Source organism: Streptomyces sp. 11x1, assembly GCF_032598905.1.
In the GTDB taxonomy this organism is placed as follows: domain Bacteria; phylum Actinomycetota; class Actinomycetes; order Streptomycetales; family Streptomycetaceae; genus Streptomyces.
On sequence record NZ_CP122458.1, the window covers coordinates 1 to 22,587 of the forward strand.

Annotated in this window: 32 protein-coding genes and 2 tRNA genes; all 34 read left to right on the top strand. The window is 70.4% G+C overall.

Annotated elements, in window-relative coordinates; genetic code table 11:
* Positions 1-678 precede the first annotated feature (678 nt).
* A complete protein-coding gene (locus P8T65_RS00005; RefSeq protein ID WP_316723341.1) occupies positions 679-1,050 on the top strand; it encodes a hypothetical protein in 372 nt (123 codons plus the stop codon).
* A gap of 66 nt (positions 1,051-1,116) precedes the next feature.
* On the top strand, positions 1,117-1,680 hold the full coding sequence (locus P8T65_RS00010; RefSeq protein ID WP_316723342.1) for a hypothetical protein: 564 nt from the start codon (positions 1,117-1,119) through the stop codon (positions 1,678-1,680).
* Between the two features lie 117 nt (positions 1,681-1,797).
* Positions 1,798-2,976 carry a DUF932 domain-containing protein gene (locus tag P8T65_RS00015; RefSeq protein WP_316723343.1) on the top strand — a complete coding sequence of 393 codons (1,179 nt, stop codon included), beginning with the start codon at positions 1,798-1,800 and terminating at the stop codon, positions 2,974-2,976.
* 239 nt (positions 2,977-3,215) lie between these two features.
* Positions 3,216-3,701 carry a hypothetical protein gene (locus tag P8T65_RS00020; protein ID WP_316723344.1) on the top strand — a complete coding sequence of 162 codons (486 nt, stop codon included), beginning with the start codon at positions 3,216-3,218 and terminating at the stop codon, positions 3,699-3,701.
* Positions 3,702-3,825: 124 nt separating this feature from the next.
* Complete coding sequence (locus tag P8T65_RS00025; RefSeq protein ID WP_316723345.1) at positions 3,826-4,446, top strand: hypothetical protein; 621 nt, start codon at positions 3,826-3,828, stop codon at positions 4,444-4,446.
* 170 nt (positions 4,447-4,616) lie between these two features.
* On the top strand, positions 4,617-5,429 hold the full coding sequence (locus P8T65_RS00030) for a hypothetical protein (protein WP_316723346.1): 813 nt from the start codon (positions 4,617-4,619) through the stop codon (positions 5,427-5,429).
* 128 nt (positions 5,430-5,557) lie between these two features.
* The gene (locus P8T65_RS00035) at positions 5,558-5,803 is read left to right on the top strand and encodes a hypothetical protein (protein WP_316723347.1); all 246 of its coding nucleotides are present in this window, start codon (positions 5,558-5,560) and stop codon (positions 5,801-5,803) included.
* Between the two features lie 67 nt (positions 5,804-5,870).
* Positions 5,871-6,206: a hypothetical protein gene (locus P8T65_RS00040; protein ID WP_316723348.1), complete on the top strand. Its 336-nt coding sequence runs from the start codon at positions 5,871-5,873 to the stop codon at positions 6,204-6,206.
* 23 nt (positions 6,207-6,229) lie between these two features.
* On the top strand, positions 6,230-6,895 hold the full coding sequence (locus P8T65_RS00045) for a hypothetical protein (RefSeq protein WP_316723349.1): 666 nt from the start codon (positions 6,230-6,232) through the stop codon (positions 6,893-6,895).
* 174 nt (positions 6,896-7,069) lie between these two features.
* On the top strand, positions 7,070-7,441 hold the full coding sequence (locus P8T65_RS00050) for a hypothetical protein (protein ID WP_316723350.1): 372 nt from the start codon (positions 7,070-7,072) through the stop codon (positions 7,439-7,441).
* Complete coding sequence (locus tag P8T65_RS00055) at positions 7,438-7,638, top strand: hypothetical protein (RefSeq protein WP_316723351.1); 201 nt, start codon at positions 7,438-7,440, stop codon at positions 7,636-7,638. Before P8T65_RS00050 ends, P8T65_RS00055 begins: the two co-directional genes overlap by 4 nt.
* Before the next feature lie 10 nt (positions 7,639-7,648).
* Positions 7,649-8,260, top strand: coding sequence for a hypothetical protein (locus P8T65_RS00060; protein WP_316723352.1), 612 nt, complete (start codon positions 7,649-7,651; stop codon positions 8,258-8,260).
* A gap of 171 nt (positions 8,261-8,431) precedes the next feature.
* Positions 8,432-8,506, top strand: a tRNA-Ile gene (locus P8T65_RS00065).
* Positions 8,507-8,538: 32 nt separating this feature from the next.
* Positions 8,539-8,970, top strand: a complete 432-nt coding sequence (locus P8T65_RS00070) for a hypothetical protein (RefSeq protein WP_316723353.1) — start codon at positions 8,539-8,541, stop codon at positions 8,968-8,970.
* 36 nt (positions 8,971-9,006) lie between these two features.
* Positions 9,007-9,075 (top strand) — tRNA-OTHER (locus tag P8T65_RS00075).
* A 39-nt stretch (positions 9,076-9,114) separates the two neighbouring features.
* A complete protein-coding gene (locus P8T65_RS00080) occupies positions 9,115-9,411 on the top strand; it encodes a hypothetical protein (protein ID WP_316723354.1) in 297 nt (98 codons plus the stop codon).
* A gap of 118 nt (positions 9,412-9,529) precedes the next feature.
* Positions 9,530-9,805, top strand: coding sequence for a hypothetical protein (locus P8T65_RS00085; RefSeq protein WP_316723355.1), 276 nt, complete (start codon positions 9,530-9,532; stop codon positions 9,803-9,805).
* A 166-nt stretch (positions 9,806-9,971) separates the two neighbouring features.
* Positions 9,972-10,841 (top strand): hypothetical protein, encoded by an 870-nt coding sequence (locus P8T65_RS00090; protein ID WP_316731439.1) that lies wholly within the window; start codon positions 9,972-9,974, stop codon positions 10,839-10,841.
* 162 nt (positions 10,842-11,003) lie between these two features.
* Entirely contained in the window at positions 11,004-11,702 is a 699-nt protein-coding gene (locus tag P8T65_RS00095; protein ID WP_316723356.1) for a hypothetical protein, read from the top strand.
* Positions 11,703-11,869: 167 nt separating this feature from the next.
* Entirely contained in the window at positions 11,870-12,214 is a 345-nt protein-coding gene (locus P8T65_RS00100; protein ID WP_316723357.1) for a hypothetical protein, read from the top strand.
* Between the two features lie 62 nt (positions 12,215-12,276).
* The gene (locus P8T65_RS00105; protein WP_316723358.1) at positions 12,277-12,516 is read left to right on the top strand and encodes a hypothetical protein; all 240 of its coding nucleotides are present in this window, start codon (positions 12,277-12,279) and stop codon (positions 12,514-12,516) included.
* Positions 12,517-12,576: 60 nt separating this feature from the next.
* Entirely contained in the window at positions 12,577-13,275 is a 699-nt protein-coding gene (locus P8T65_RS00110) for a hypothetical protein (protein WP_316723359.1), read from the top strand.
* Positions 13,276-13,417: 142 nt separating this feature from the next.
* Positions 13,418-13,909, top strand: coding sequence for a hypothetical protein (locus tag P8T65_RS00115; protein WP_316723360.1), 492 nt, complete (start codon positions 13,418-13,420; stop codon positions 13,907-13,909).
* Between the two features lie 53 nt (positions 13,910-13,962).
* Entirely contained in the window at positions 13,963-14,457 is a 495-nt protein-coding gene (locus tag P8T65_RS00120) for a hypothetical protein (protein ID WP_316723361.1), read from the top strand.
* A 110-nt stretch (positions 14,458-14,567) separates the two neighbouring features.
* Entirely contained in the window at positions 14,568-14,900 is a 333-nt protein-coding gene (locus tag P8T65_RS00125) for a hypothetical protein (protein WP_316723362.1), read from the top strand.
* Between the two features lie 188 nt (positions 14,901-15,088).
* On the top strand, positions 15,089-16,561 hold the full coding sequence (locus P8T65_RS00130; RefSeq protein ID WP_316723363.1) for a ParB N-terminal domain-containing protein: 1,473 nt from the start codon (positions 15,089-15,091) through the stop codon (positions 16,559-16,561).
* A gap of 84 nt (positions 16,562-16,645) precedes the next feature.
* Positions 16,646-17,038: a hypothetical protein gene (locus P8T65_RS00135; protein ID WP_316723364.1), complete on the top strand. Its 393-nt coding sequence runs from the start codon at positions 16,646-16,648 to the stop codon at positions 17,036-17,038.
* Positions 17,039-17,209: 171 nt separating this feature from the next.
* Entirely contained in the window at positions 17,210-17,473 is a 264-nt protein-coding gene (locus tag P8T65_RS00140) for a hypothetical protein (protein WP_316723365.1), read from the top strand.
* Positions 17,474-17,635: 162 nt separating this feature from the next.
* Positions 17,636-18,022, top strand: coding sequence for a hypothetical protein (locus P8T65_RS00145; RefSeq protein WP_316723366.1), 387 nt, complete (start codon positions 17,636-17,638; stop codon positions 18,020-18,022).
* 56 nt (positions 18,023-18,078) lie between these two features.
* Positions 18,079-18,690: a cell envelope biogenesis protein OmpA gene (locus tag P8T65_RS00150; RefSeq protein ID WP_316723367.1), complete on the top strand. Its 612-nt coding sequence runs from the start codon at positions 18,079-18,081 to the stop codon at positions 18,688-18,690.
* A gap of 29 nt (positions 18,691-18,719) precedes the next feature.
* Positions 18,720-19,526 carry a hypothetical protein gene (locus P8T65_RS00155; RefSeq protein ID WP_316723368.1) on the top strand — a complete coding sequence of 269 codons (807 nt, stop codon included), beginning with the start codon at positions 18,720-18,722 and terminating at the stop codon, positions 19,524-19,526.
* A 43-nt stretch (positions 19,527-19,569) separates the two neighbouring features.
* Positions 19,570-20,055, top strand: coding sequence for a single-stranded DNA-binding protein (locus tag P8T65_RS00160; RefSeq protein WP_210549093.1), 486 nt, complete (start codon positions 19,570-19,572; stop codon positions 20,053-20,055).
* Between the two features lie 132 nt (positions 20,056-20,187).
* A complete protein-coding gene (locus P8T65_RS00165; RefSeq protein ID WP_316723369.1) occupies positions 20,188-21,306 on the top strand; it encodes a DNA-processing protein DprA in 1,119 nt (372 codons plus the stop codon).
* An 8-nt stretch (positions 21,307-21,314) separates the two neighbouring features.
* Entirely contained in the window at positions 21,315-22,535 is a 1,221-nt protein-coding gene (locus tag P8T65_RS00170; protein WP_316723370.1) for a hypothetical protein, read from the top strand.
* Positions 22,536-22,587 lie beyond the last annotated feature (52 nt).

Genomic DNA, 22,587 nt, shown 5'->3' on the forward strand with positions numbered 1-22,587 from the left:
GTTTGTTGTGTTGACGGGGAGTTCGGGTTTGAGTTGGAGAATGTGTTGAGGGTGCGTCATGTTCCTTTTCCTGAGGCGAGATCCGGGGGGAATCTCCGATTCCCTTAAAACCGAGGGTATTTGATTGATATTCCGTGAAAAAAGTAAATCACGGAATACCAAGAGAGGGCAACCAGGCCCCTCCGGGACCCGGTTGCCAGTGAGGAAGGGAGAGGAAGAGGACTGCCTCCGGCAGGAGGGAAGAGAGAGAGGAGACAGAGAGAGACCACAGCCACCCACCCCACCACCACAGCCAGCCCCGGACCCACCCCACCACCACCCGCGCGACGGCCCCAGACCGACGCGCAACACAGGAACAACCCCGCCCGATCCCCGACGCCGCCGCGCCGACCACGCCCGCCCCCCATTCTCTCTTCTACTTGGGCATGGAGCAGCGGCCGCAGAGGGGATGTCAGCAGGCGTACCACGCCTGATTGCTGGGGTGACCAGGGGCGACGTAGAAGCCGGCCACCAGGCCCCGCAACACCCAACGCAACCTCCACCGCAACACCTTGGCGCAACATCCAGCGCAACTCGCAGCGCAACAGGGGTTCCCTCAGAACGAGAGAGACACTATTATTTGAAGTTCTGGGGGAGGCGACCCCCAGGAACCGCAAGGGACCAACGAAGGGGAAGAACGTGGAACTTACGATCACTGACGGGATCGTTCGCGGAGTGCGCGGCGCAGACGCGCCCATGACCGAGCTTGCAGTTCGGGCCCGCACCGTCGCGAACTTCCTGCCGCTGCTGTGCGCGCGGGCAGGGGTCAAGATCGTGCACAACGCCGACCGGAATTACACCGGAATTCGATTCGAGACCAAGGCCGCCGGTCCGGTCGTGCTGGAAATGCCGACAGGCGAGGAGCCTTACCGTCTGGTTCAGGAATTCATCGACCCGGACAAGTCCGGGCGCATGGAGGTCGAGTTGCGGCGATTCCCGCAGATCTACAAGCCCCACGGAATCGCGCTCATCACGGCCGAGTTCCTCCGGTCGAACGGGTTCCTGAAGTAATCCGCACGGGGGCGCCCCAATAGAGGCGCCCCCTTCCACCCGGCATCAAAGAAAGGGAAAGGGACCATGGAGAACACGCGGATTGCAGAACAGGCCCAGGAAGCCGGAGCCCCGCTCACGGACGCCGAGAAGGAGCAGGCCCGTTACGCGCTGCGGGAAATGGCGCGCAGCGAGAGCGACCCGGACGCTCTGAGGGTGTCTCCCGAACAGCTGGACGTCGTCCGGTCGTTCTTCGAGTTGGGTTGGGCCATGGGTGTGCGCACCGGCCACACCGGCCCCGCAATGGCCGATGTTCCGGTCGACCGGGCGACGGTTGACCGTGCGTTCCTGGGGCTGCTGCTGTCCGATCGGGTGGCGAATCAGCTTGCGCTCTCATTGGCTCGGATACTTGACCCGCAGGACGCCGGACCGGTCCTGTGGCAGAAGGTCAGGTATCACGGGAGCCTGACACGGCATCACGGCGTCTACTGGGTGCGGGCGATCAAGGCGGAGGCCGGCCCGGTCGGAGCGGCTCACAGCGTCCGCTACGACCTGTGCGAGGTGATCAGTGGCATTCCGGTGGCCGCTGTCACGGACGTACGGCCGCAGAGCGTGACGCCGCTCCCCGAGTTCCGCGCGCCGCTGGTCTAAGTGTGCAGGTCAGGGGTGGGTTTACCCACCCCTGAAACACACTATTATTGAAGTTGTTCGGGGGTCGGTGGCTCCGGCCCCCGACCCGCAGAGACCAACAACGAAGGGGAACACCGCATGACTCAGCAGTTCGCCGAGCGCGCCACGGACCTAGCTCCCACCGGCGCCCGGAACGCCGAACTCTCCGACCTGGTCAGCATCCTGGAGGACCAGAACCGCCGGAAGCTGGACGTGATCGCTCCCGCCGCCGCGCTGCGCTTCCGTGAGGGAAACGTGCACGTCGAGGGTATGGAGTCTCTGATCACCGAGGACGGTGTGACGGACGTCGACGGCATCTACCGGCCCACCGCCGTTGCCGACGAGGGGATCTCTGACAAGCTCCGCATCCCGCTGGCCTACCTGCGCCGGATGCGCGCGGAAAACGTCCCGCTCCTGGACGAGAACGTGAACGCGTGGCTTCGGGAGGCCCCCGAGCGGAAGTTCATGCTCCGCGCGTTCCGGGGCGAGAACGGCCCCGGTATGCCGCCCGCCGAGGGCGTGGCCCGCGCACTGCTGTCCGACAGCTACAAGCTGATGGACAACTTCGACATGCTGCTCGCCGCACTGGACGGAGTGACCCAGTCCGGGCACCCCACGCGCGTCACCGGCTGCGACCTGACAGACCGCCGCATGTACGTGCGGATCGAGTCCAAAGCGGTCGCCATCCACGCCCCCAGGCTGCTGCGCGGCTACCGCTCCCCGTTCGACGGCCGCAGCGGTGACGAACTGCCGGTGATCTCCGCCGGTTTCGTCATCAGCAACAGCGAGGTCGGTTCCGGGGCGTACACCATCACCCCGCGCGCGGTCGTCCAGGTCTGCCGCAACGGCCTGACCCAGTCCAAGGACGTCATGCGCGCCGTTCACCTCGGAGGCAAGCAGGACGAAGGGGTCGTGTCCTGGTCGAACGAGACGGAGCGCAAGACGCTGGAACTGATCAAGTCCAAGACCGCCGACGCGGTGCGCACCTTCCTGTCACGGGAGTACGTCGAGGCCAAGGTGCGCGAGATGGAGGCCGCCGCCGGTAAGACGCTGGACGAGCCGACGAAGACCATCGAGCACGTCACCAAGACGCTCAGCATCGGCAACGAGGCCAAGGACAAGATCCTTGCCCACTTCGTCCGGGGCGGTCAGATGACGGCCGGGGGCGTGATGCAGGCCATCACGTCGACCGCGCAGACCCTCACCGACGCCGACCAGGCCGCCGCCCTGGAAGCGCTCGCGGTTCCCGCCCTCACGGCCGCCGCCGCGCACGGCTGACAGACCCCCGTGCGGGCCGGGCAACTCCCCCAGCCCGGCCCGCACGGGCCCGACCGTCCCCAGAGCGCGGAGCGCGCCCCAGCCCCGCAGGGAGCACGGAGCGCGCCCGCGCCGGCCCCTGCCGCGTAGCGGCAGCGCGACGCGTCGGCGGAGCCGCCCGCGCGCCCACAAGACACCCGTTGTGCCCAGGGGCGCAGTGCGGCCGGCCTCCGTCGCCCACCGCCCCGCAAGGAGTCCTCATGTCTGCACGACCGGAGCTCACCCACCCCGGAGACGACGCCATCGCGGCCGCCATGAGCCGCACCCTGACCGCCCTCACCGCCGTGTTCCAGGCACTCGGAGACGGCGAGCACACGCTGAACCTCGTTGCCGAGCGGACCGACGACGCGTTCGTCACGGGCCGAACCGATCTCTCGATCGGCATGGAGCCGCTGCGCCTGGCCGTCCTGGACGAAGACGAGTTCTGCGCCCTGCGCATGCTGCTGGTGTTCGCGCTGGAGGGCAGCACGATGCGCAGCGCCGTCCTGGTCGCCACCACGGCCGCCGAGCCCAACCCCCGGGCGTGCGGCTGGACCATACGCGGCGGGTGGCTTCACCCCATGGACACGGCCGCACTCCAGGCCGCCGTCATTCCGTGCCCCGACGTCTCCGCCGTCACACGCGAGGTCTACGACGCCCCGGTCCTGCCGCTCCTCGACACCGACGAGGAGGACCCCCGTGCCTGACACGCCCGCCGTCACCCCGGCACCCACGGACCACGACGACATCCCCGCCCGGCAGCCACTTCCCGGTACCCGGCTTATCGCCTACCGCGTACCCGACTGGGGGATCGAAGGTTCGTACATCCACATGGACCAGGCGGACATCCATGTGACGTACGCCCAGGTTGTAGGCCGCGCGGGGCAGTTTCCGGCCCAGGGTGTCAGCTACGGACTGCGCACCATAGGCGGCAAGGACGTCGACAGGTGGCTTCGGGGCAGTCTCAATTTCTGGTTGTCCAGCGATGCGCGTATGGCGGACGACGGAGTGATCCGGTACCGCCGGACCCGCAATCACTCCGTCGTCACGTTCGTGCCGGACAAGGCATCCGGAGTCCTGATCAACCGGCCGGACGAGCAAGTGACGGCCGCCGCCTACCGCGTGACCGGCCCGACCGGTGTCACGCAGCTGTGGCGAGGTCAAGCGGTCCGCGATGCCATCGCCAAATGCCGCCGAAAGCCCCCGGTCGGTTGGCCCGCAGGGTGGGCGCACCTCATGCCCGACGCAACGGTCAGGTTCGAGCCCGGCGGGTTCCCGTGGAGTCCTGAGGAGATCTACACCGCCGAGCCGACCGACGAGCCCGCATCGTGGGGCCCGCCATGCGCCGAGTGCGGTTACCCGGAATCCGAACACGACCCGGTGCGCCTGTGGGGCCGATCCCGCACCGATGGCACGGGCTGCACCTGTTGGGCCCACCACGCGCAGGAATAACCCACAGACGCCGTTCCCGTCCTCCCCAGCCCCAGGGGGACGGACGGCCAACCCGGCCAGCGCGCCACTGGCCGAAGACCTGCCGCCCCGACGCCCGCGCCCTCCCCTTCGGCGAGCGCGGGGCGGCAGGCCCCCAGCCCACCCAGTCGAGCACCGAGGAGTCGCAGCCCATGACCAGCCCGAGCCTGACCATCGACACGCCCGCCGGCCCCGTGCGCGCCACAGCCGGCCCCCGCGAGGCCGACGCCGTCGTGTTCGAGCTGGGCGGGGCGATGCGCGGCAGCGTGCACGTCACCGGCACTACCCACCCCCGCCACTGGGACCAGTTCACCGCCGTACGCGCCTGTCTCGGCCCCGTGAACGCGTTCAAGACCACCGCCCCCGACGAGGACCTCCCGCGACTCGCCAACGGCCGCACCGGCTACCACGGCAGCCTGATCTTCTACCGCGACAGCCTTGACCGCCCCGAGGTCTCGGTAAACCCGCTGTCCTCCGCTGCCGATCACCCGCCGTCGGAGAAGACAGCCGCGGTACTCACCGCCGTCCTGCGCGGCTGCGCCGAGCACGTCGCGCAGCGCGCCGACCTGCCCGCGATCCTGGAGGCCTCCCGGCAGCGCGACACCCCGGGCCTGCTGCGCTTCCTCACCTGGTCCGCCTCCTACCACCAGGCCGAAGCGGTCCGCCTGGAGCGCGAAGCCCGTACCGCCCTCCCCGCACGGAAGGCCACCGAAGCCGCCTGGCGGACCGCCGCACAGTGGCTCGCCCTCTCCCCGCACCCGGTCCTGCTGCTGATGCTGGCCGACCGCCCCGACTCACTGACCCAGAAGATCAGGGGATTGCAGTGGTGCGCCCCCTACTGCGTCAGCGCGGCCGCCGAAGAGCACGAGCGCGCCCGCCGCGCCCAGGCGGAAGCCGACTCCCTGCGTGCCCAGCAGCTCAGGCGCCCGCGCGGCCGCCGTCCGTCCCTGGTCGGCACACCCTGACAGCCGGAGGAAAGCGCAGGTCAGGGGCGGGTTCACACCCCTAGACACACTATTATTGGAAGTGTGAGAGAGGGTGCCACGGACCGCCCCGCCCCCTCTCGCACCCGACCCCGACCGAAGGAGCCACCGTGCCCGAGGAGTTCACGTTCGCCGCCAACACCGGCTCGTTCGGCCGCCGGGTCCTTGACCGCCAAGATCGCAGTACCTGCTACGGGGTCGTCTGGCAGGACCCGAACGGCGTCAACGCGTGGGTCGCCGAGTACCCCGGCAACCGCCCCGGCAGCGGCGGCGGCATCCCCGGCTTTGCCAGCCGCACGTGGGCCGCGCGCTTCCTCTACCGCTACCGCAAGCCCGAGCCGTCCGGTCGCCCCTGACCCACCGCCCCTCACCCACGCACTCAGCCCGTGATCGCGGGGGCACTTGACCACGAAGGAGCCCGAGATGGCCCCGAGCACCGGCCGGCAGTACGCCCGCACCCTCGAAACCGGCGACCGCTACATCACCGCCGACGTCGACAACAAGCGCCACGAGGTCACCGTCTCCACCGTCTCCGAACACCTCGACGACTCCAACTCCGTCTACCACCAGCACGCCGACCCGGTCCGCTACGCGCACCACACGTACTCGGCCGTCGTGCACGTCACCTACCGGGCGCCCCGCTGCCCCCACGGCCACGACTGGCGATGGTGCGAGCGCCGCCCGTGCGTCGACTGCGAATGGCCCGACGAGATCGACACCGCATACATGGGCAACGCGCCTGCCCGCACCGCCTCGTGACCACCGGCACAGAGGAAAGCACCATGCCGACCATGCTCGAACAGCTCGCTACTGGGGAGAAGCACGATCCGACGATCCTCCTGCCGAACGTGTGGTCCAACCTGCTGCGCACCGTGGAGACGGTGTGCCCGTGCGGCAACACGACGAGCGTCCGCAACGGCGTCCTGACCACGCACGAGCCGAAGTCGACGTGGGACATGAACGGCACGCGGCGTGCGGTGATCCGTGACGCGTACGGCGTCGGGATCACCTGCCGCTACAGCGGACGGACCGTCACCCTGGTCGCCGCCCTGGAGCGCGACAGCGTTCTGACCCCGGCCGAGCGGCACGTCCGTGATGTCACGCAGGGACGGCTGGAGGCAGGCATCACGGATGCTGCTCCCGAGGGCTACGCCCTGCCGAAGCCGGTTGCTGTCCTGTTCGCGCTCGCTGAGGCCCACGGCTGGAAGACACAGCAGGCGTGGGCGCCCCTTGACGGGGGTTTCCTCCTGAACCTCCGCGTAGCTCGACCGGCCGACGGGGGCCGGAAGTGGCAGTACGACCTGCCCTATTTCGTCGCTTCCGGCGTCGCGCGCCGGACCCGGTCCGGGCTGTGCGTCACGCCGGACCGCAGGGGTCAGCACGACACCCCGTCCATCAAGGCCATCACGGCCGTGATCCGGGCCAACCCGGCTCCGACGGAGAGCTGAGGGAGGCGCGACGGGAGGCAACCCCGTAAGGCGGCGGCGTTCCCGGTTTCGCCAGCCACGGGTGGGCTGCCCGCTTCCTGTACCGCTACCGCAAACCCGACCCGTCCGGACGCCCCTGGCGCACCGCCCCTCACCTACACGCCCCACCCGCCCTACGAGGGAGATGTTCTGATCATGCGTTGGCTGATGAGCCTCGGTGAGCACACCCGCCCCGATGCGCCGACCTACGCCGAGGACCCCGCCCCCGACCAGGCCCGCGCCCTGGCCCTGGTCGACGACTTCGCCCACCTCTTCACCGTCCTGCAGGAGTGGCGGCGGGAGTACGGCGAGGAACTGACCGCATGGGCCGTACAGGTCGAGGCCGACGACATCGACAACCTCCCCGCAGACCTCATCGAGCAGTGGGAATGGGAGGGCGCGCCGGTCCGCCTCGACACCGAACGGGGCGGCTACGTGAAGGTGTCCGACTACCGCGAGGTACCCGTGCACCCGGGCATCAGTGCCCGAACCACCACCGGCCTCCCTCTGTGGACCGCCGCACCGTGAGCGGCCAGCTGCGGCCGTGGCGCCCGGAGGACTTCGACGACCAGTGCGAGACGTGCGAGGCACCCGCAGGCCAGCTGTGCCGCCCATGGTGCGACACCGGTTACACCGCCGAGGACGCCCGCCGGGAGGCCGAGATCCGCGACCAGGGCGCGCGGAGCCCCGCGCCGAGCACCCCCACCAGCCATCCGAAGGAGTGAACCTACCGCCATGACACGCGAGTTGATCACGCAGGAGCAGTTCGACGAGTTTGCCGACGAAGTGGCGCGGGAGCTGGGTACGCATTGCCGTACGGCCGACCTCACCGACTACGGGCGTGGTTTGGGGCGTCTAATCGTCGACGGTGACGGCCGCGCCCTGCGCCTGTGCCAGCCCGACGACCGCCGTCCCGACCGTCTGAAGATTCACGCCGCACTGCCGGACGAGACCAAGATGATCGCGCCGTCGATCGGGGTCACAGCCCGCAGCGGCCGCCACGTGGCCCGTGAGATCACCCGGCGGCTGTATCCCCTGCACGCCGAGGCCGCGCAGCAGGCCGCCGAAATCACCGCACGGCAGGAGGCGGAGGAGACCGGCCGCCGCGCCGTCGCCGAAGCCGTGGCCGGCGCACTCCCCGGGGCCCGGATCGAGGAGCAGTACCGGCGCACCCGCATCATCTGGCAGCACGACACCAGGCCGCCCGGGGAGCGCGGCCCCGTCCAGGTCGACAGCGTCACCGTGCTGGTGGGCCCCTCCGGTGAGGGGGTGCAGGCCGAAGCGTCCGGGCGCCCCAGCTCCGTGATTGCCATGCTGGCCGCGTTCGCCCAGGCGTCACAGGAGTAAGAAGCGCAGGTCAGGGGCGGGTTCCCTCTCAATCCGAAGACACTATTATTAGATGTCGAGAGCGGTTGCCGCCCACCGATTCCCGCTCCACCTCCGCAGACCCCTCCCCCAGAACGGGGCCGCGCCCGCCCGACCGGGCCGAGGGGCGCGGCCCCGACAACCGAACACCGAGGTGCTGTAGCTCAGCTGTGTAGAGCGCGGATCTTATAAGTCCTGAGGTCGCGGGTTCGAGTCCCGCCAGCACTACTCCAACGCCGCACCACATGACTGGAGCTGTGATGACCGATACCGAGGTCACCCCGAAGCCCGAGACGCCCGCCACCGTGGCGTCTGCCGTCCTGGCCGCCATCGAGGCGCAGCCCGACGTCTTCCACATGGACCACTGGGCATATCTGCCCGAGGCCCTCCGGTTGACCCCCGAGGAGGCTCCGGCATGCGGTTCCCAACTATGCGCAGCCGGATGGACGGCGCACCTCACCGGCTGGACGCTCGTGTCCCTGTCCGACGAGGAACAGACAGAGGTCACCGGCACGGACGATGACGGCGACGAGTACGAGACACTCGCCAGCGTCTACGCGGAGCGAGGCGAGGAGCGTCGCCTGATCTGTGACGTTGCCGCCAAGGCTCTCGGCCTGAAGCCCAGCGAGACGTTCTGGTACGTCGACGGGCCCACCGCCTTGAAGCGGCTTCGTGAGATCGCCGGACGCTGACCGGCCATCACCCGGCCGCCGCACCGGCGGCCCCAAGCCTGCGTAGCTCAGCGGTAGAGCGGCCCCACTTGCGGGTGGTCAGGGGTTCAAATCCCCTCGCAGGCACGCACATCGCATCCACCTGACCGCCCACCGGAGCACACGATGGCCGACACCGTCAGCATCCCGGCCGACGTCGCCCACGCGTTCACGGACGCATGGGGCACCACCGTCATCACGTCCGACGTCGCCGCCAGCCTTGGATGCACCGAAGTCGACGCCCTGACCGACCTGCTTCGCGCCCTCGGTGCCGAGCAGGCCGCCGACGAGTGGACTGACGCCCACGCCCAGGACGACGAGCCGAACGACCGCCACTTTCAGGGGACCGTGCCCGTGGACGCCTCACTCGCCGCCGACGGAATGCACTGGAGCCCCGACCCTGCCGACGCCCACGACGGGTGATGATCCGAACAGAACGAGTAACGAAACCGCAGGTCAGTGGAGGGTTCACACCTACACGGAAGACACTATTATTGAAGTTGTGAGGCGGAGAGCCCGCCCCTGCGCCAGGAAGGTCCCCATGAAGCGGTGCGAGTGGATGTTCCACAGGATCAACGCCGAGGGCGAGATGTTCGGGTACAACTACCCGCCCACCGGCATGGGTCCCTCGATCACGTCCGACGAGCCGTGCGCGACGGTCGAGAACGCCTCCGAGCTCACGGACCACGAGTTCACGCGGGCGGTGAGCTCCATGGTCACCGAGCACTGCGGCGACCCGTACACGCCCGTATTCCAGGGACGCGGCTGGCACGTCGAGATCCGGTCCGGCTACCCGCTGTGGACCACCACCTCATGACGTCCCCGGCGACCGGCCAGCGCGAGCCGCTCGTTCCCGCCGCCCGGCCCGGCGCGAGCGGTCCCTGCAACTCCGCGAGAAAGGCGCGCACGTGACCCACGCACCCCAGTCCCCCGAGCGTCTGTCGCACGCGGCGGGCGACACAGCGGACACCGACCGCCACACCATGCTGCGTGCCCTGCGCCGCGAAATAGCCGGCACCATCGGCCTGCTCGCCGACGAGCACGACTTCCGCGCCATGCGGCACTACCGCACCTTCGCCTTCACCGACTTCAAGGCCTACCTGAAAGCGTTCGAAGACCTTCTCAGCAGCCGCGCCTCCCAGGGCATGCGAACCGCGGTCGCCCTCTTCGACCCGCAGGAGTACGCCGACTTCTGCACCGACACCGGCCTCGACCCCGACAGCCCGTCCAGCCGCGCGAGCTTCACCGCCCAACTCGCCACCACGGGCCCGACCATCCCGTACGACGGCCAGCCCCTGGCCGACCTGATCCCGGCCCTGGCCGACGAAGCCGTCCGCCATGCCACCTGGGAGTACGCGACCGCACTCCTGGCCCGGCTCGGGGCCTGCGCCTCCTGCGGCGAGGACATCGGCCGGTCAGCCTTCGCCCGGGCATCGGGCTTGCTGGCCCGCATCCTCGACACGGCCCGGCCGGGCGAGCGGCACCTCGTCTGCAGCGTCTCTGCGGCACCGGAAACCCTGGTCGCCGTCCTCCACGCGGATACAGGCCCGGACGGCACGTGCCAGCTCGACGAGTCCGAGGCCCTTGAGTTCACCACCGTCCTGGCCCTCGGTCTGGCGACCCGGAGCCCCGGCGGGCTGGTCATGCGGAGCTCCGCCCCGAGCTCCCCGGACCGGGTCTACGGCTGGCGGCTGCGCACGGGCGAGTTCGACCCCCTCACCGCAGGCGAGGTCTTCGACGCCTACTGCACCGACACCGACACCGGCGACCTCGTCTCCCCGGAATCGGACGTCGACTACTGCGTTCCGCCGGACCTCGGACCGGACGCCACGCCGTCGGCCCACCGGCACTGAAAGACCTCGGCAACACAGTAACCCAGCAGGTCAGACGGGGGTTCACACAAACCTAACTCACACTATTATAGATAGTGAGCCCGGGCCGTCGCCGCGCCGACACCCGCCCTCCGGGGCGACGGCCCACCCCCTTCCCCCGAATCCAGTTCTCAGGAGCTTGCCGTGCAAGGGACCCCGATGCCGGTCATCGACTGGTACAGCAACAAGGCCTACCAGTGCCCGCAGTGCCACCATGACACGGTCGCGAGCCCCTCCCGCTGGGAGGTGTACACCTGCTGCAACTGCGCCACCCGGTTCGCCCGGTTCCCCCGCCTACAACGCTTCCTGCGCCACGTCGGCGTGACCTGCGAGTTCTGCACGGAGCGCCACCCTGTACTCGTCGACGGCGAGCCCTTCGGGTTCCTGCGCCGCCGCCACAACGGCGTCGGGACGTACGCGGAGCACCAGTTCGAGGCGTGGCTGTACGACACGGACGAGTTCGCCGACCATCGCGACGGCGTGGACTACCGCAGCACCCGCGCCAGCCGCGCGGAGGCCATGGCTGACCTTGCCCACTGGCGCAGCATGTTCGGCCCCACCGAGGATGACCTCAGCCCCGTCTTCGCCGTCGTGGCCGACGAGCAGTTCGACAAGTACGGACCGGACGTGACCGGGGAGCAGCGCGACGCGTTGCTCGACGGCACGCTGGAGGTCTACGGCATCGGCGCCCTGCGCGCCTTCACCCCGCCGCACCCCCGGCGCGGGCAGTTCTACGCCGACACTGTCACCTTCGCCTGGGGCCTGATCGCACCGTCGAGCCTGGAAGGCATCTACACCAGGGCGGCACCGAAGTCTCTGGCCGCGTACGCCCCGCAGCTCTGAGGTGTCGGGCGCAGACTCGCCCGCTTCCCCGTTTGTGCAGGTCAGGGGTGGGTTCACACACCCCCGACTTACACTATTATTAGTAGTGCGTCGGGGGGTGCCGCCACCTCCCCCACTTCTTTCACCAGGTGACGGCCCCCTTCCCCCTTCCAGCCCCAGGAGTTGCCATGCTTCGAACGCTGCGCCGCGCCCTGCGACCGGCACGTATCCGCATTCCCGCCCGCCGGTTCGCCGCCGGGATCGCGGAACTGCCGCCCACTGCGCGCGAAGCGCTCGGCACCGACGTCACGGCCGGGGAGGCCATCGCCTACAACCGCGTCCGTGTCGCCACCGCGACCGCCGTCGCCCTCTACCGCAGCGGATACACGCTGCCGATGACCGACGACGACCTGGACGACGCGGTGCTCGCCCTGGACTTCCCCTACTCGGTCCCGAGCGCGGAGACCCGCGCGTCCATCCGCGCCGCGCTCGCCGTCCTGGACGCCGACTACACCGTCGCCGTCATCCACTGACCAGCCATCCGCCCCGGCTTGCGGGCCGCCCCGACCAGGGCGGCCCGCACGGAAGGAGCCCGGTGTTCCTCGTCGTGCCCGACCCCGCTCACGGACTCGTCGCCGCTCCGCAGTCCTCCGACGACCTCACGCCCGTCACCGAACAGTCCCCTGCCGCCAAGGGGTTCGCCTGGAACAGCGAGATCGAGGCGTACACGCGCCAGGCCGACCACGACCCCGCGGCCGTGGACGACATCGCCGGCATGCTGCGTGAGCTGGGCCACTACGTCTTCTCCGTCAACAAGCCGCTGCCCAGGAGCTGACCGCCGCCCGGCCGGCCTCCGCCGCCACCTCCCGCCCCTTTGCGCAGATGGAGTTCCGCCATGCCCCGACGCCGCACCCAGCCGCAGCGGCCCGTCCGGTACGCCGCCGCCGAGCACGACGGACGCCACCAGGTCGTGGACCAGCTCCACGGGTACGCCCTCAGCAGCCACGCCACCCGCGCGGCCGCCGAGGACGCGGTACGCGAGCTGACCGCCAGCCCGACGGCCGCGATCGAGGCCGTCGAGCAACTGGACGCCGCCCAGACGGGCCCGGCCGCCACCGAGCACCGGATCCTGCGCCGGTACGGGTACGGCTTCAGCCTGCGCCAGGACGTAATGCTCTCCCTGCGCGGCGAGTTCAGCCATGACCGGCTGGAGACCCTGATCACCGGCGGTGCTCTGGCCAAGGTATTCAGCCCGGCCGGTTGGCCGTACTACACCACGCCCGAGCGGTACGCCCAGTTGTCGCCCCGCTGGATACGCGACGGCGACGAGTCGTTCCCGGCCGCCGACGTCGCCCGCCTCGAACGCCCCCGCCCCGCCCTGGAGCTGCTGCCCGCGCGCAAGCGCTACGAGCCGTGCGAACTGCACGGGATCACGCTGTGGCGGTGCCTGATCTGCGGCCCGCGCGAGCGCTTCGAGTGCCAGTGGGGCGAGTGCACCGCCAACCGCGTCACGGCCTACTGCGAACGCTGTGTACGCATGGACCCCCGGCGCACCTTCCCGCTGCCGCCCCGCCGAGAGCACGACTGGCCGTAAAACCGCAGGTCAGGGGTGGGTTCACCTCACCCAGAAAGACACTATTATTGATGTTGTTGGCCCTGCGGAACACCCCGTACGGCGGGGCCACCACCCCGCCGTACGGGCCCCCTCACCGCCACGCCACGGAAGGACACCGGCGATGAAACACGAGGAACTGGCCGCGCTGCTGGCCGAGCCGACCACGCCCCTGATGCGCGCCGCGCTCCGCGATCTTCCACCCAAGACCCTTGAGACGCTGGCCACCGTCGCCGACCATGCGGCGGAGCGGGGATGGCGGCAGGTCGTCGCCGACCGGGCCCGGGCCTTCGCCGACGAGCAGCCGGGCGACGGACCGCAGGCCGTGGCGGCGTACTTCACGACGACGGAGCAGCGGACGGGCAGCGGGATGTCTGTGGGATGGAGCCCGTTCATCGCGGCTCTCGCGCCCACCGAGGAGATGCCGGACCTCAGGCACACCGAGACCACGGCACGCATGGTGCCGGTCGGCGAAGCGGCGAGGGCCGAGGAGGACTTCGCGGACCCGAAGCTGTCCGAAGCGCTCCACCGGCTGGCGGCTCTCGACCCGCCCTCGCACGAGGACGTCCTGCGCGTCCACCTGCCGAGCTCCCGTGTCACCCGCATGAAGCCCTGACCGCCCATGCCTGCGGGGGCCCCGGCCCAGGGGCGCCCGCGCGGAGGTGCACCGTGCCCGTTCCGATCCTTTGCCACGTCTGCCACAGCGGCCGCTATCGGCCCGAGAGCCCGGGCACCTACCGTTGCCGCTCCTGCGGCAGCCCGGCTACGGAGTCGACGTTCCCCGTCCAGAGCGACGAACGGCTCATCGTGCTCGCGGGCGTACTCCAGATCCTCACCGTCCCCAACGGCCACCAGGTGATCACGCCCGACCGGCGCTGCTACGCCCCTCACCTGGGAGCCAGCCTGAGCCTCGCACTGCGGGTCAACCGGACACACCCGGTGTTCGGGCAGGCCGAGGACGTCGGCACTGCCGAGGACCTGCTGTCCGTGCTGGACGCTGACGAGCGGGGCCCCTGGGTGCTGTCTCCCGCGCAACTGGGGGTTCTCACCCGGGCCATGGACGTCCGCACCGCGCTGCTGCCGTCGGCGTCTAGGCAGTACCCGGACTTCGACGCGGAGATCCGGGCCGCCCGCACACGCAGCCGGCACCCGCGCGCCACGTGAGCGCCCCGGCTTCCCGACCGCCGCCACCGCGCCCGTTCGCTCCGGCCGGCCGCGCCCGCGCCCGCGTCGCCCGCATGCCGAACCGGCCACTGATCCAGAGAGGTTGAACCATGTCCGTGTCCCACAACGTGTACGCCGTCTACGGCGTCGTGCTCGCGCCGCCCCGAAAGCGGGAAGCGCTGGACGGGTCGCTGCAAGCCCAGACACACCGCCCCGCCAGCGGGAACCCTGCCGACGTGCGCGTGCAGCTGTTCACGGTCGGCGACGACGAGCACACCGTTCTCGGAGCGGGCTACGAGGAGCTCGGACCCAACACGTACCGGGCAGTTCCCTCTCTCCCGGTCAGCGCCGGGTGGGACGACGCCCTGCTTGAGCAGGTGAGGAAACTGGGGCTCACGATCTTGTCCGGTCCGTGCTGGCACATCGTGCACGACCTGAGCTGAGGTGAGGCCCGGACTCGTCGGCAGAGATCGCCATCCGGAGCACCTCAGACACCCCCAAGAAGCAGCGTTTGCGCAGGTCAGAGGGTATCTAGCCCCCACACCAGAACACACTATTATTACATTTGAAGCGAGGGGGCGACACCCCAACCGCCCCAATTCGCCGAACAGGCAAGGAGAAGGAGAGCCCCATGGCCACCGCCGTCTCGACCCAGCCCACCGAACCCGTCACGCACGAGGAGGAAGACGCGCCGCAGATCGTCCTGCTCGACCCGGCGCAGGTGGTGCGTGACGAATGCAACGCCCGCGAGGAGGACACGGAACCGGACGAGGAGCTGATCGCCTCCGTCAAGGAGATCGGTGTCGAGGAGACCATCAGTGTCCGGCCCCGGCCCGACGGCACGTACGGCGCTTTCAAGGGCTGGCGGCGCGCACAGGCGCAGAAGATCGCCAACGAAACCGCCGAACAGGACGGCCGCCCCGTACGCAGGATCAAGGCACACGTACGGGAAGACCTGGTCGGCCGCGACGGCTGGACTCGGTTCCTGTCCCTGGTCGAGAACAAGCACCGCGAGGGGATGAGCGAGCGCGACATCCTCAAGTCGCAGGAGCTGTCCCTGATCGACATGAGCGAGGTCGAGCGACGCCAGGCCGCCAAGGCTCTTGGTGTCGGCCGCAACGCCGCCAAGCAGGCCAGGGCGGCGCAGAAGCTCGACGACGCCACCCTTCGCCGGGCAACGGCCGGAGGCATGGACCTGGAGCAGACCGCCCAGCTCGCCGAGGTCGAGCACGTGCGCGGCGCGGAACGCCGCCTGCTGCGAGCGCTGGAGCGCGACCGCCAGGAGGGCAACGGCGGGCGCGGCCACTGGGACCAGGAGATGGCGCTGCTCAAGGCCGAGCAGGCCGACGACGACGCCCGGACCAAGGCCGAGGAGGCCCTCAAGAAGGCGGACATCCCGCTGCTGGGGCAGCCGGGATACGGGCAGAAGGACACGTCCAAGCCCCTGGCTGAGCTGACCACCCAGTTGGGCAACCCGCTCACGGAGGACAACCACAAGAACTGCCCCGGCCACAGCGCCCGGCTCGACGACGAGCACCAGCCCGTGTGGCACTGCTCCGACCCGGCCGCGTACGGACACAAGGTCCGACCCCAGCCGAAGAAGCCCAGGACGGAGGAGGACGAGCAGCGGGCGGAGGAGCGCCGCAAGGTCATCGCCTGCAACCGGGCCTGGAAGGCCGCAGCCGGTCCCCGTCAGGACTTCGTCGCCCGCCTGGTGCGCCAGAAGACCCTGCCGGATGCGGCCCGCGTCTTCGCGCAGGAAGTCGTGCTCACCCTCCCGCACTTCTACAGCTCCTGGACCGACAAGCACGAGTCCGAGACCGTCGCCCGCTTCCTGGGCATCAAGGAGCCCGAGAACGCGGACCTGACGGAGACAGCGGTGCAGTTGCCCAAGGCACGCGTCGTCAACGCGCTGTTCGCGCACGTCGCCGCTGCCTGCGAGTACGACATCCGCGAGCCCAAGACGTGGTCGAACCTCACCGTGCGGCAGGCCCGCTACCTGCTGCTCCTCGAAGCGCTCGGCCAGGACGACAACGGCAGCTACCGGCTGTCCGAGGTCGAGGACCAGGCGGTCACCCGCCACCGGCCCGACACCGCCGCCTGACCAGCACCTCCCCCAAGCCCCGGCCGGGCACGCCCGTGCCCGGCCGGTTCCCCAACCCCCCGCGTCACAGAGAGGCGAACCAGCATGCCCCTCACCATGGACGAGGTCCTCGACTTCATCGGCAAACTGCCGAATGCGATCCAGGTCGCGAAGGTCCAGGAGGCCTCCGCGCTGCGGCTCAGCGCGATCGACAAGGAAGCGTTCGCGGGCATCGTGGCCGGACGCCGGGCCCGCCTCAACGACTCCCTGCGCCCGGCCCTGCTGCGCGGCCTCACCGGCACCGTGCAGGAGCGCAACCGCACCGGCAGCCGCGCGGGCTTCCTGCTGGACGAGGAGTCCACCCGCATCCTGCGCCGCGACCCGCGCAACGGCGAGCCGGGCAAGCCCAAGTACCGCATCCCCGAGGACACGAAGCGCTTCCGGATCCCGGGCAGCGGTATCCCCGTCGCCTGCCTGGACGTGATCGAGGACGACTGACCGGGCCTGACGGCGCCGCCCCGGCAACGGGGCGGCGCCCGCACCCCGCCGATCAACCGGACGGGCCTCCCAGCCCTGCCCGCACGTGAAAGGCCGTCATGACCGACCAGCAGCAGGCCCCCGTCCCCCGACCCGGACGGCGAGGCCCCCGACCGCCCCCTGACCCTCGCCATGCTGCGCCATCTGGTCCGCAAGGACTGGAAGGGCTTGCCCGGAGACACGCTCGTCGTGATGTCCCGGGACGCCGAGGGCAACCTCTACTCGCCGTTCTCCACCTACAGCCTCGCCCGGTACGCGCCGACCCACAGCGACCTCGTCGGCGACGTCTTCCCGCTGCCGGAGGAGCTCAAGGCGGACCAGTCCCTACGCGAGCTGTACGCGGACGGCATCCCCGACACCGCTCTCCCCGCGCTGGTGCTCTACCCGCTCGGCTGAGCGAACGCCTGCGGGCGGGGCGGCCCCCGTCGGCCGCCCCGCCCGCGGGCCGCCAACTCCCCTTTTCCCGAGGCCTCTCCCTGGCCACGGTCCCCACGAAAGCGACGTGTCACCGCCATGTCCGCCCCACCACAAGCCCCACGGGAAGGACCGCAGGCCCCGGTGCTGGTCATCACCGACAGCACCGACGACGATCCGGTCGGCCTGCGGACGAGCCCAGTCCCCCGCCTGCACCTGCCATCGCCGTTGTTCAGCGCCGAGGAGTACCAGCGCGCTCCGCTCGTGCTCCTGGACGACCGCAGCTACACCGACTTCACGCTCCGCCACGTGCCGCACCGCCCGGGACTGATCGTCGTCCTGGTCGACCCCGACGACGGCACCATCTACCCCCGGGCCGCCGCCATCGGTGCCGAGGCCGTCATCCGGGCCGGAGACAACCTCAACTGGCTGCATCTGCGCCTGCACGACGCCACCGACTGCCGCTACGCCCACTGGGAAGCGCTCCTCGCCGGCGGTCCCGCCGACCCTCCCCCACCGGCCAGCAGCTGACCTCCGGCAGCACGAGCCCCCGTGGCACGCCCCCGCGATCCGAAGGAACTCACCCCATGCACGCGATACCCCAACGCTGTTCCCACCGGCCGCTGTCGGGCGGGCTGGTGGTGCCGTACGTGACCCTGATCCACGACGGTCACGCGGCCTTCGGTGTCCTCGACGCCGACAAGACCATCAACGCCTTCCGGCGACGCCTGTGCCAGATCTGCGAACACCCGCTGGACGAACGGTGCTTCCTGCTCGTCCGCCCGGCCGACGTCGTCAAGGGCTGCTCCCCGGAACCGGCGCTGCACCCCGAGTGCCTGCCGTACACCGCCGCGCACTGCCCGATGCTGAACGGCACCGCCACGCACTACCGCCGCAGCCCGGTCCTGGCCAGCCACCCCGCCGGACGGCCCTGCACAGATCCGTCCTGCCTCTGCCTGTCCCGCACCACGGACGAGGGGCACCCCGCCCGCAGCGGAAGCCCCGCCGACCGGTACGAGGCCTGGATGATCCACACCCGGAACTACCAGCCGGTCTCGCTGCCCGACCGGCCCGACGTGCCCTCCGGCATCAGCCTCGACGCCCCCGTCCTGCGCAAACGCGTCCTGCGCACCGCGACCCTCAGCCCGGATGCGCAACACCTGATGGACCTCTGGAACGCCCTGATGGGCGGGGCCTGACCGCCCGTTCCGCACGGAAGGAAACCGCCATGCCGATCAACCCGGACCCGGCCACGCCCACAGGCGGGGCCATCATCGACCTGGCCGACCTGATGGACAGCCTCCAGGAGCGCACCGGCGAATGGCCGGGGGCAGACACCGTCGACGTCCTCGGAGGGTGGCTGAGCCGCTTCAGCTTCGCCGTCGAGGAGAACCTCACCCCGCAGGTGACAGGCCGCGCGTGGGTGCTGCGCCAGTGGGACCGGCACAGCGACGATGTCACGCTCTGGTCCGACGAGGCCTCCGCCCTTGCGTCACTGGCGCAGCAAGTGCGCAGCGCCTGGGACGACGTGGCGGGCGAGGACGGCGTCCCGTTCCGTCCGCCCGCCGACGACCGCAGGGCCGTGGACCTGTTCTACGGGTCGAGGGAGGACATCGAGGGCTACACGCTGTACGACGCGGATATCTCTCGCTGCGTGCTCGCGCCCCGTAATCCCAGCCTCTCGGACGCCGAGGAGTGCGCGGAGGCGAACAGTGCGGCAGTGTTCCACGCGATGCGGGGGCCTGACGATGAGGGCCTGCCCTGCATGGAGATCGCGGGCATCCTCGTGTTCGCCTACCTCGACGCCGACCGCGGGGCCGTACGGGTCTCCGTTCATCTGGACACCATCGACGAGCAGTTGGTCCGGGCCGACAGCACGGTGCCGCTGCTGGTGGAGATCGGGGACGCCACGGTGTTCGACAACCTCGCCCCGCCGCCGGCCCCGGCGCAGCCGACCGGGTGGAAGGCACGCTTCCGGCGTCTCACCCGCCGTACCGCACTCTCCGGCGGCGGGAAGTGCCGACAGGGGGGTTGACCATCCCCTGAAAGACACTATTATTTTAAATGGAGCTGTTCGCATGGCCCCGTCCGTCACGCACGTGACCGGCACCGTCGCCGGTGGCGTGGAAGTCCGCTTCACCCAAGAGGGCATCGCTGTCTGCCGGTTCCGCCTCACCGAGACCCCCACGCAGTGGGATGCCACCGCGCAGAAGTGGCGTGACCTGGAGCCGATCCCCTACATCTGCACCGCCTGGCGGGACCTGGCCAGCAACGCCGCCGAATCGCTCGTCGACGGGGTCAGCGTCCTGGTCAAGGGACGCGTCACCGGGGTCAAGGACGACTCCATCTACCTGAGCATCGACGACCTCGGCATCAGCCTGCGCAGGCGCATCGCCTACACCGAGACCAGCCTGCCCAGTCCGATCGCCGCCCGCCCGGTCACCGCTCCTCCGGTCACCGCTCCCCCGGCGCCTCAGCCCGCCACCGCGTCCCGCACGGCCCCCGGGCGGCCGGGCAGCCCACCCGCCTGGTGGGAGCGAAAGCGGTCCGCCAACTGGTCCTAGCCCGGCCACTCCACCGCAGCCGATGACGGCCCCCCTTCCCGTCGGCCGCTGATCACTTGCCCCTTCGCCCGCCCCCGGCGCGGCACCGGTTCGCCTGCCGGTGCCGCGCCCTGCCCGAAAGGCCGGCCGCCCATGCCCGCACACGCCCTGTCCGAACGAGCCGCACGCGCCGCGCTCGCCGCCCACTTCACTCCAGGCCAACTCTCCGCCGGCCTCACCGAGTACACCCCGGCCGAGGTGTGGGACCGGCGCGTCCGCAGCGACGGCAGCGGGCGCCTGGCACACTACCGGCCGCACGAGGAACTCGCCCAGGCAGAGCTGACCTGCCCGTTCGTCATCCCCTCGGACGAGGAGTGGCCCACCTCGCTCGCCGATCTGGGGCCGGCCTGCCCGCTGGGTCTGTGGGTCCGCGGCCGCGAGCGACTGCCGCGGCTGACCGGCAGCGCCGTCGCCGTGACCGGCAACCGGGTCCCCACCGAGCAGGCCGTCGCCCGCGCGCACGATTTCGCCACCGCCCTCGCCGAGGCCGATCACACGGTCACCGCCACGCTCGCCTACGGCGTCGACTCCACCGCCCACCAGGCCGCCGCCGAGACCGGCCGGGCGTCCCTCGCCGTCCTGCCGCGCGGCCTGGACGGTGCCCACCCCCACGCGCACGCCCCGCTGCTGCGCTCCATCCTCGACAGCGGCGGTGCGGCCGTCAGCCTCTACCGGCCCGGCACCGAAGCCAGCGGCGCGACGCTGAAGGCCAGCGCCGCCCTGCTGGCCGCGCTCGCCCGGGCGGTGATCCTCGTCGAGGCCCTGGACCACGTCGTGGCGATGCACGCGGCCGAGACCGCGGTCGGCCTCCACCGGCCCCTGCTCGCCGCGCCCGCCACCGGCGACGTCCGGTCCAGCGGCAACGCCCGCCTCATCGACAAGCAGCTCGCCGTGAACAGCCCGGACCCCCGTCTCGCGCTCGCCCTGCCGCACGCGCGCGTGGCCCGCGCCGGAGACGTCGCGGACGGCGACCTGCTCCTGGCCGCGGTCGGGAAGGACGGCGCCGACTACTTCACCACGCCCTATATCGCCCACCCCGAGCCCTTCGACCCGTCGTGCAAATGCGGCGTGTGCTGCCTCGTCACGAAGCCCGGCGAGGTGGTGGTGCTGTCCCAAGGCGATCCCTGGGAGTCCTGCGACCCGTGGCCCGCCGACGACCGCCTTCTCATCGTCTCCGCCCAGCGGCTGACCGACCGGCCCCTCAAGGAGTGAGAGCCGCCATGCCCCGTACGACGTACACGCCGTCACTGCCCGGCCTCACCCCCGACGACGACCTGGACACCATCATCAACTGGGGCCTGGGCGCCGACTCCACCGCCTACCTCGCCAAGATGCTCACCGCCCCGGAGGCGCACGGGATCGACCTCGATCGCACCGCTGTCCTCTACATGGCCACCGGCAGCGAGTGGCCCGAAACCCGGCTCCTGGTCGACAAGTTCATGCTTCCGCTGCTGCGCGAGAACGGCGTGCGCTTCGTCCAGCTGGCGCGCAACGGGCACCTCCTGTCCGACGGGATCACGATCCTGGACGACTCCCGCCGCCCCGAGCAGCTCTTCGCGCGCGGGCCGTGGACGCTGTGGGACGACCAGGAGTCCGTCGGCACGGTGCCCCAGGTCGCCGGCACTCGCAAGTGCTCCCTGTGGGCGAAGGGAGACGTCGGCGACTGGTGGCTCAAGCAGGTCTTCGGCGGCCGCCCCTTCCGCCAGATCATGGGCTTCAACGCCGACGAGGAAGGCCGCCGCCTCGGCGACCAGGTCACCTCGAAGATGCCCGGGCGTACCGGGGAGTTCCCGCTCATCGACTGGGGCTGGAACCGGCAGCGGTGCGAGGCCTACCTGCTGGAGCGGTTCGGCGTGCACTGGCCGAAGTCGTACTGCACGTTCTGCTGCTTCTCCGCCTCCATGGGATCGCTGCCAGTCCACATGGAGCGCATGCGCTCCCACCCGGACATCGCCGGCGAGGTGCTGCGCCTGGAGTACACGGCGATGAGCCTCAACCCGAACGCGAAGCTCTATGGCCGCAAGACACTCCTGGAGATGTTCGACCCGGCCCAGCCGCGGGACCGGGCGTGCCTGGAGGCGTTCGAGCGCGAGCTCGACATGCCGTGGGCGCTCTACCACGTGCGCCGCCTGTTCCTGGTGACGGAGGACGGCAGGCGCCGGCCGGTGAAGCGCTCCACCGAGCGCGTCGACCTCGGCCGCCCGCACCAACTCGCCCAGCGGCTGATCAGCATCTCCGAGCGGCACGGCGTCGACGTCGAGCACGACCCGGTATACGGGCGCGCCCGGGCCTGGGTCCGGCCCCGCGCCAAGGGCTGGCCGATGGCGGAGGAACTCTTCGCCACCGCCCCCGCCCGGGTGATCGACAAGCAGGACCAGAACTTCGAGCAGTACTGGGACGCCCTCGTCTCGGGCTCCGCCGCCCAACTTCCCCTCACTTGAACCGCCCCTCACCGCCATCTCCGGAAGGACTTCCCGTGCGCGCACCCATGCC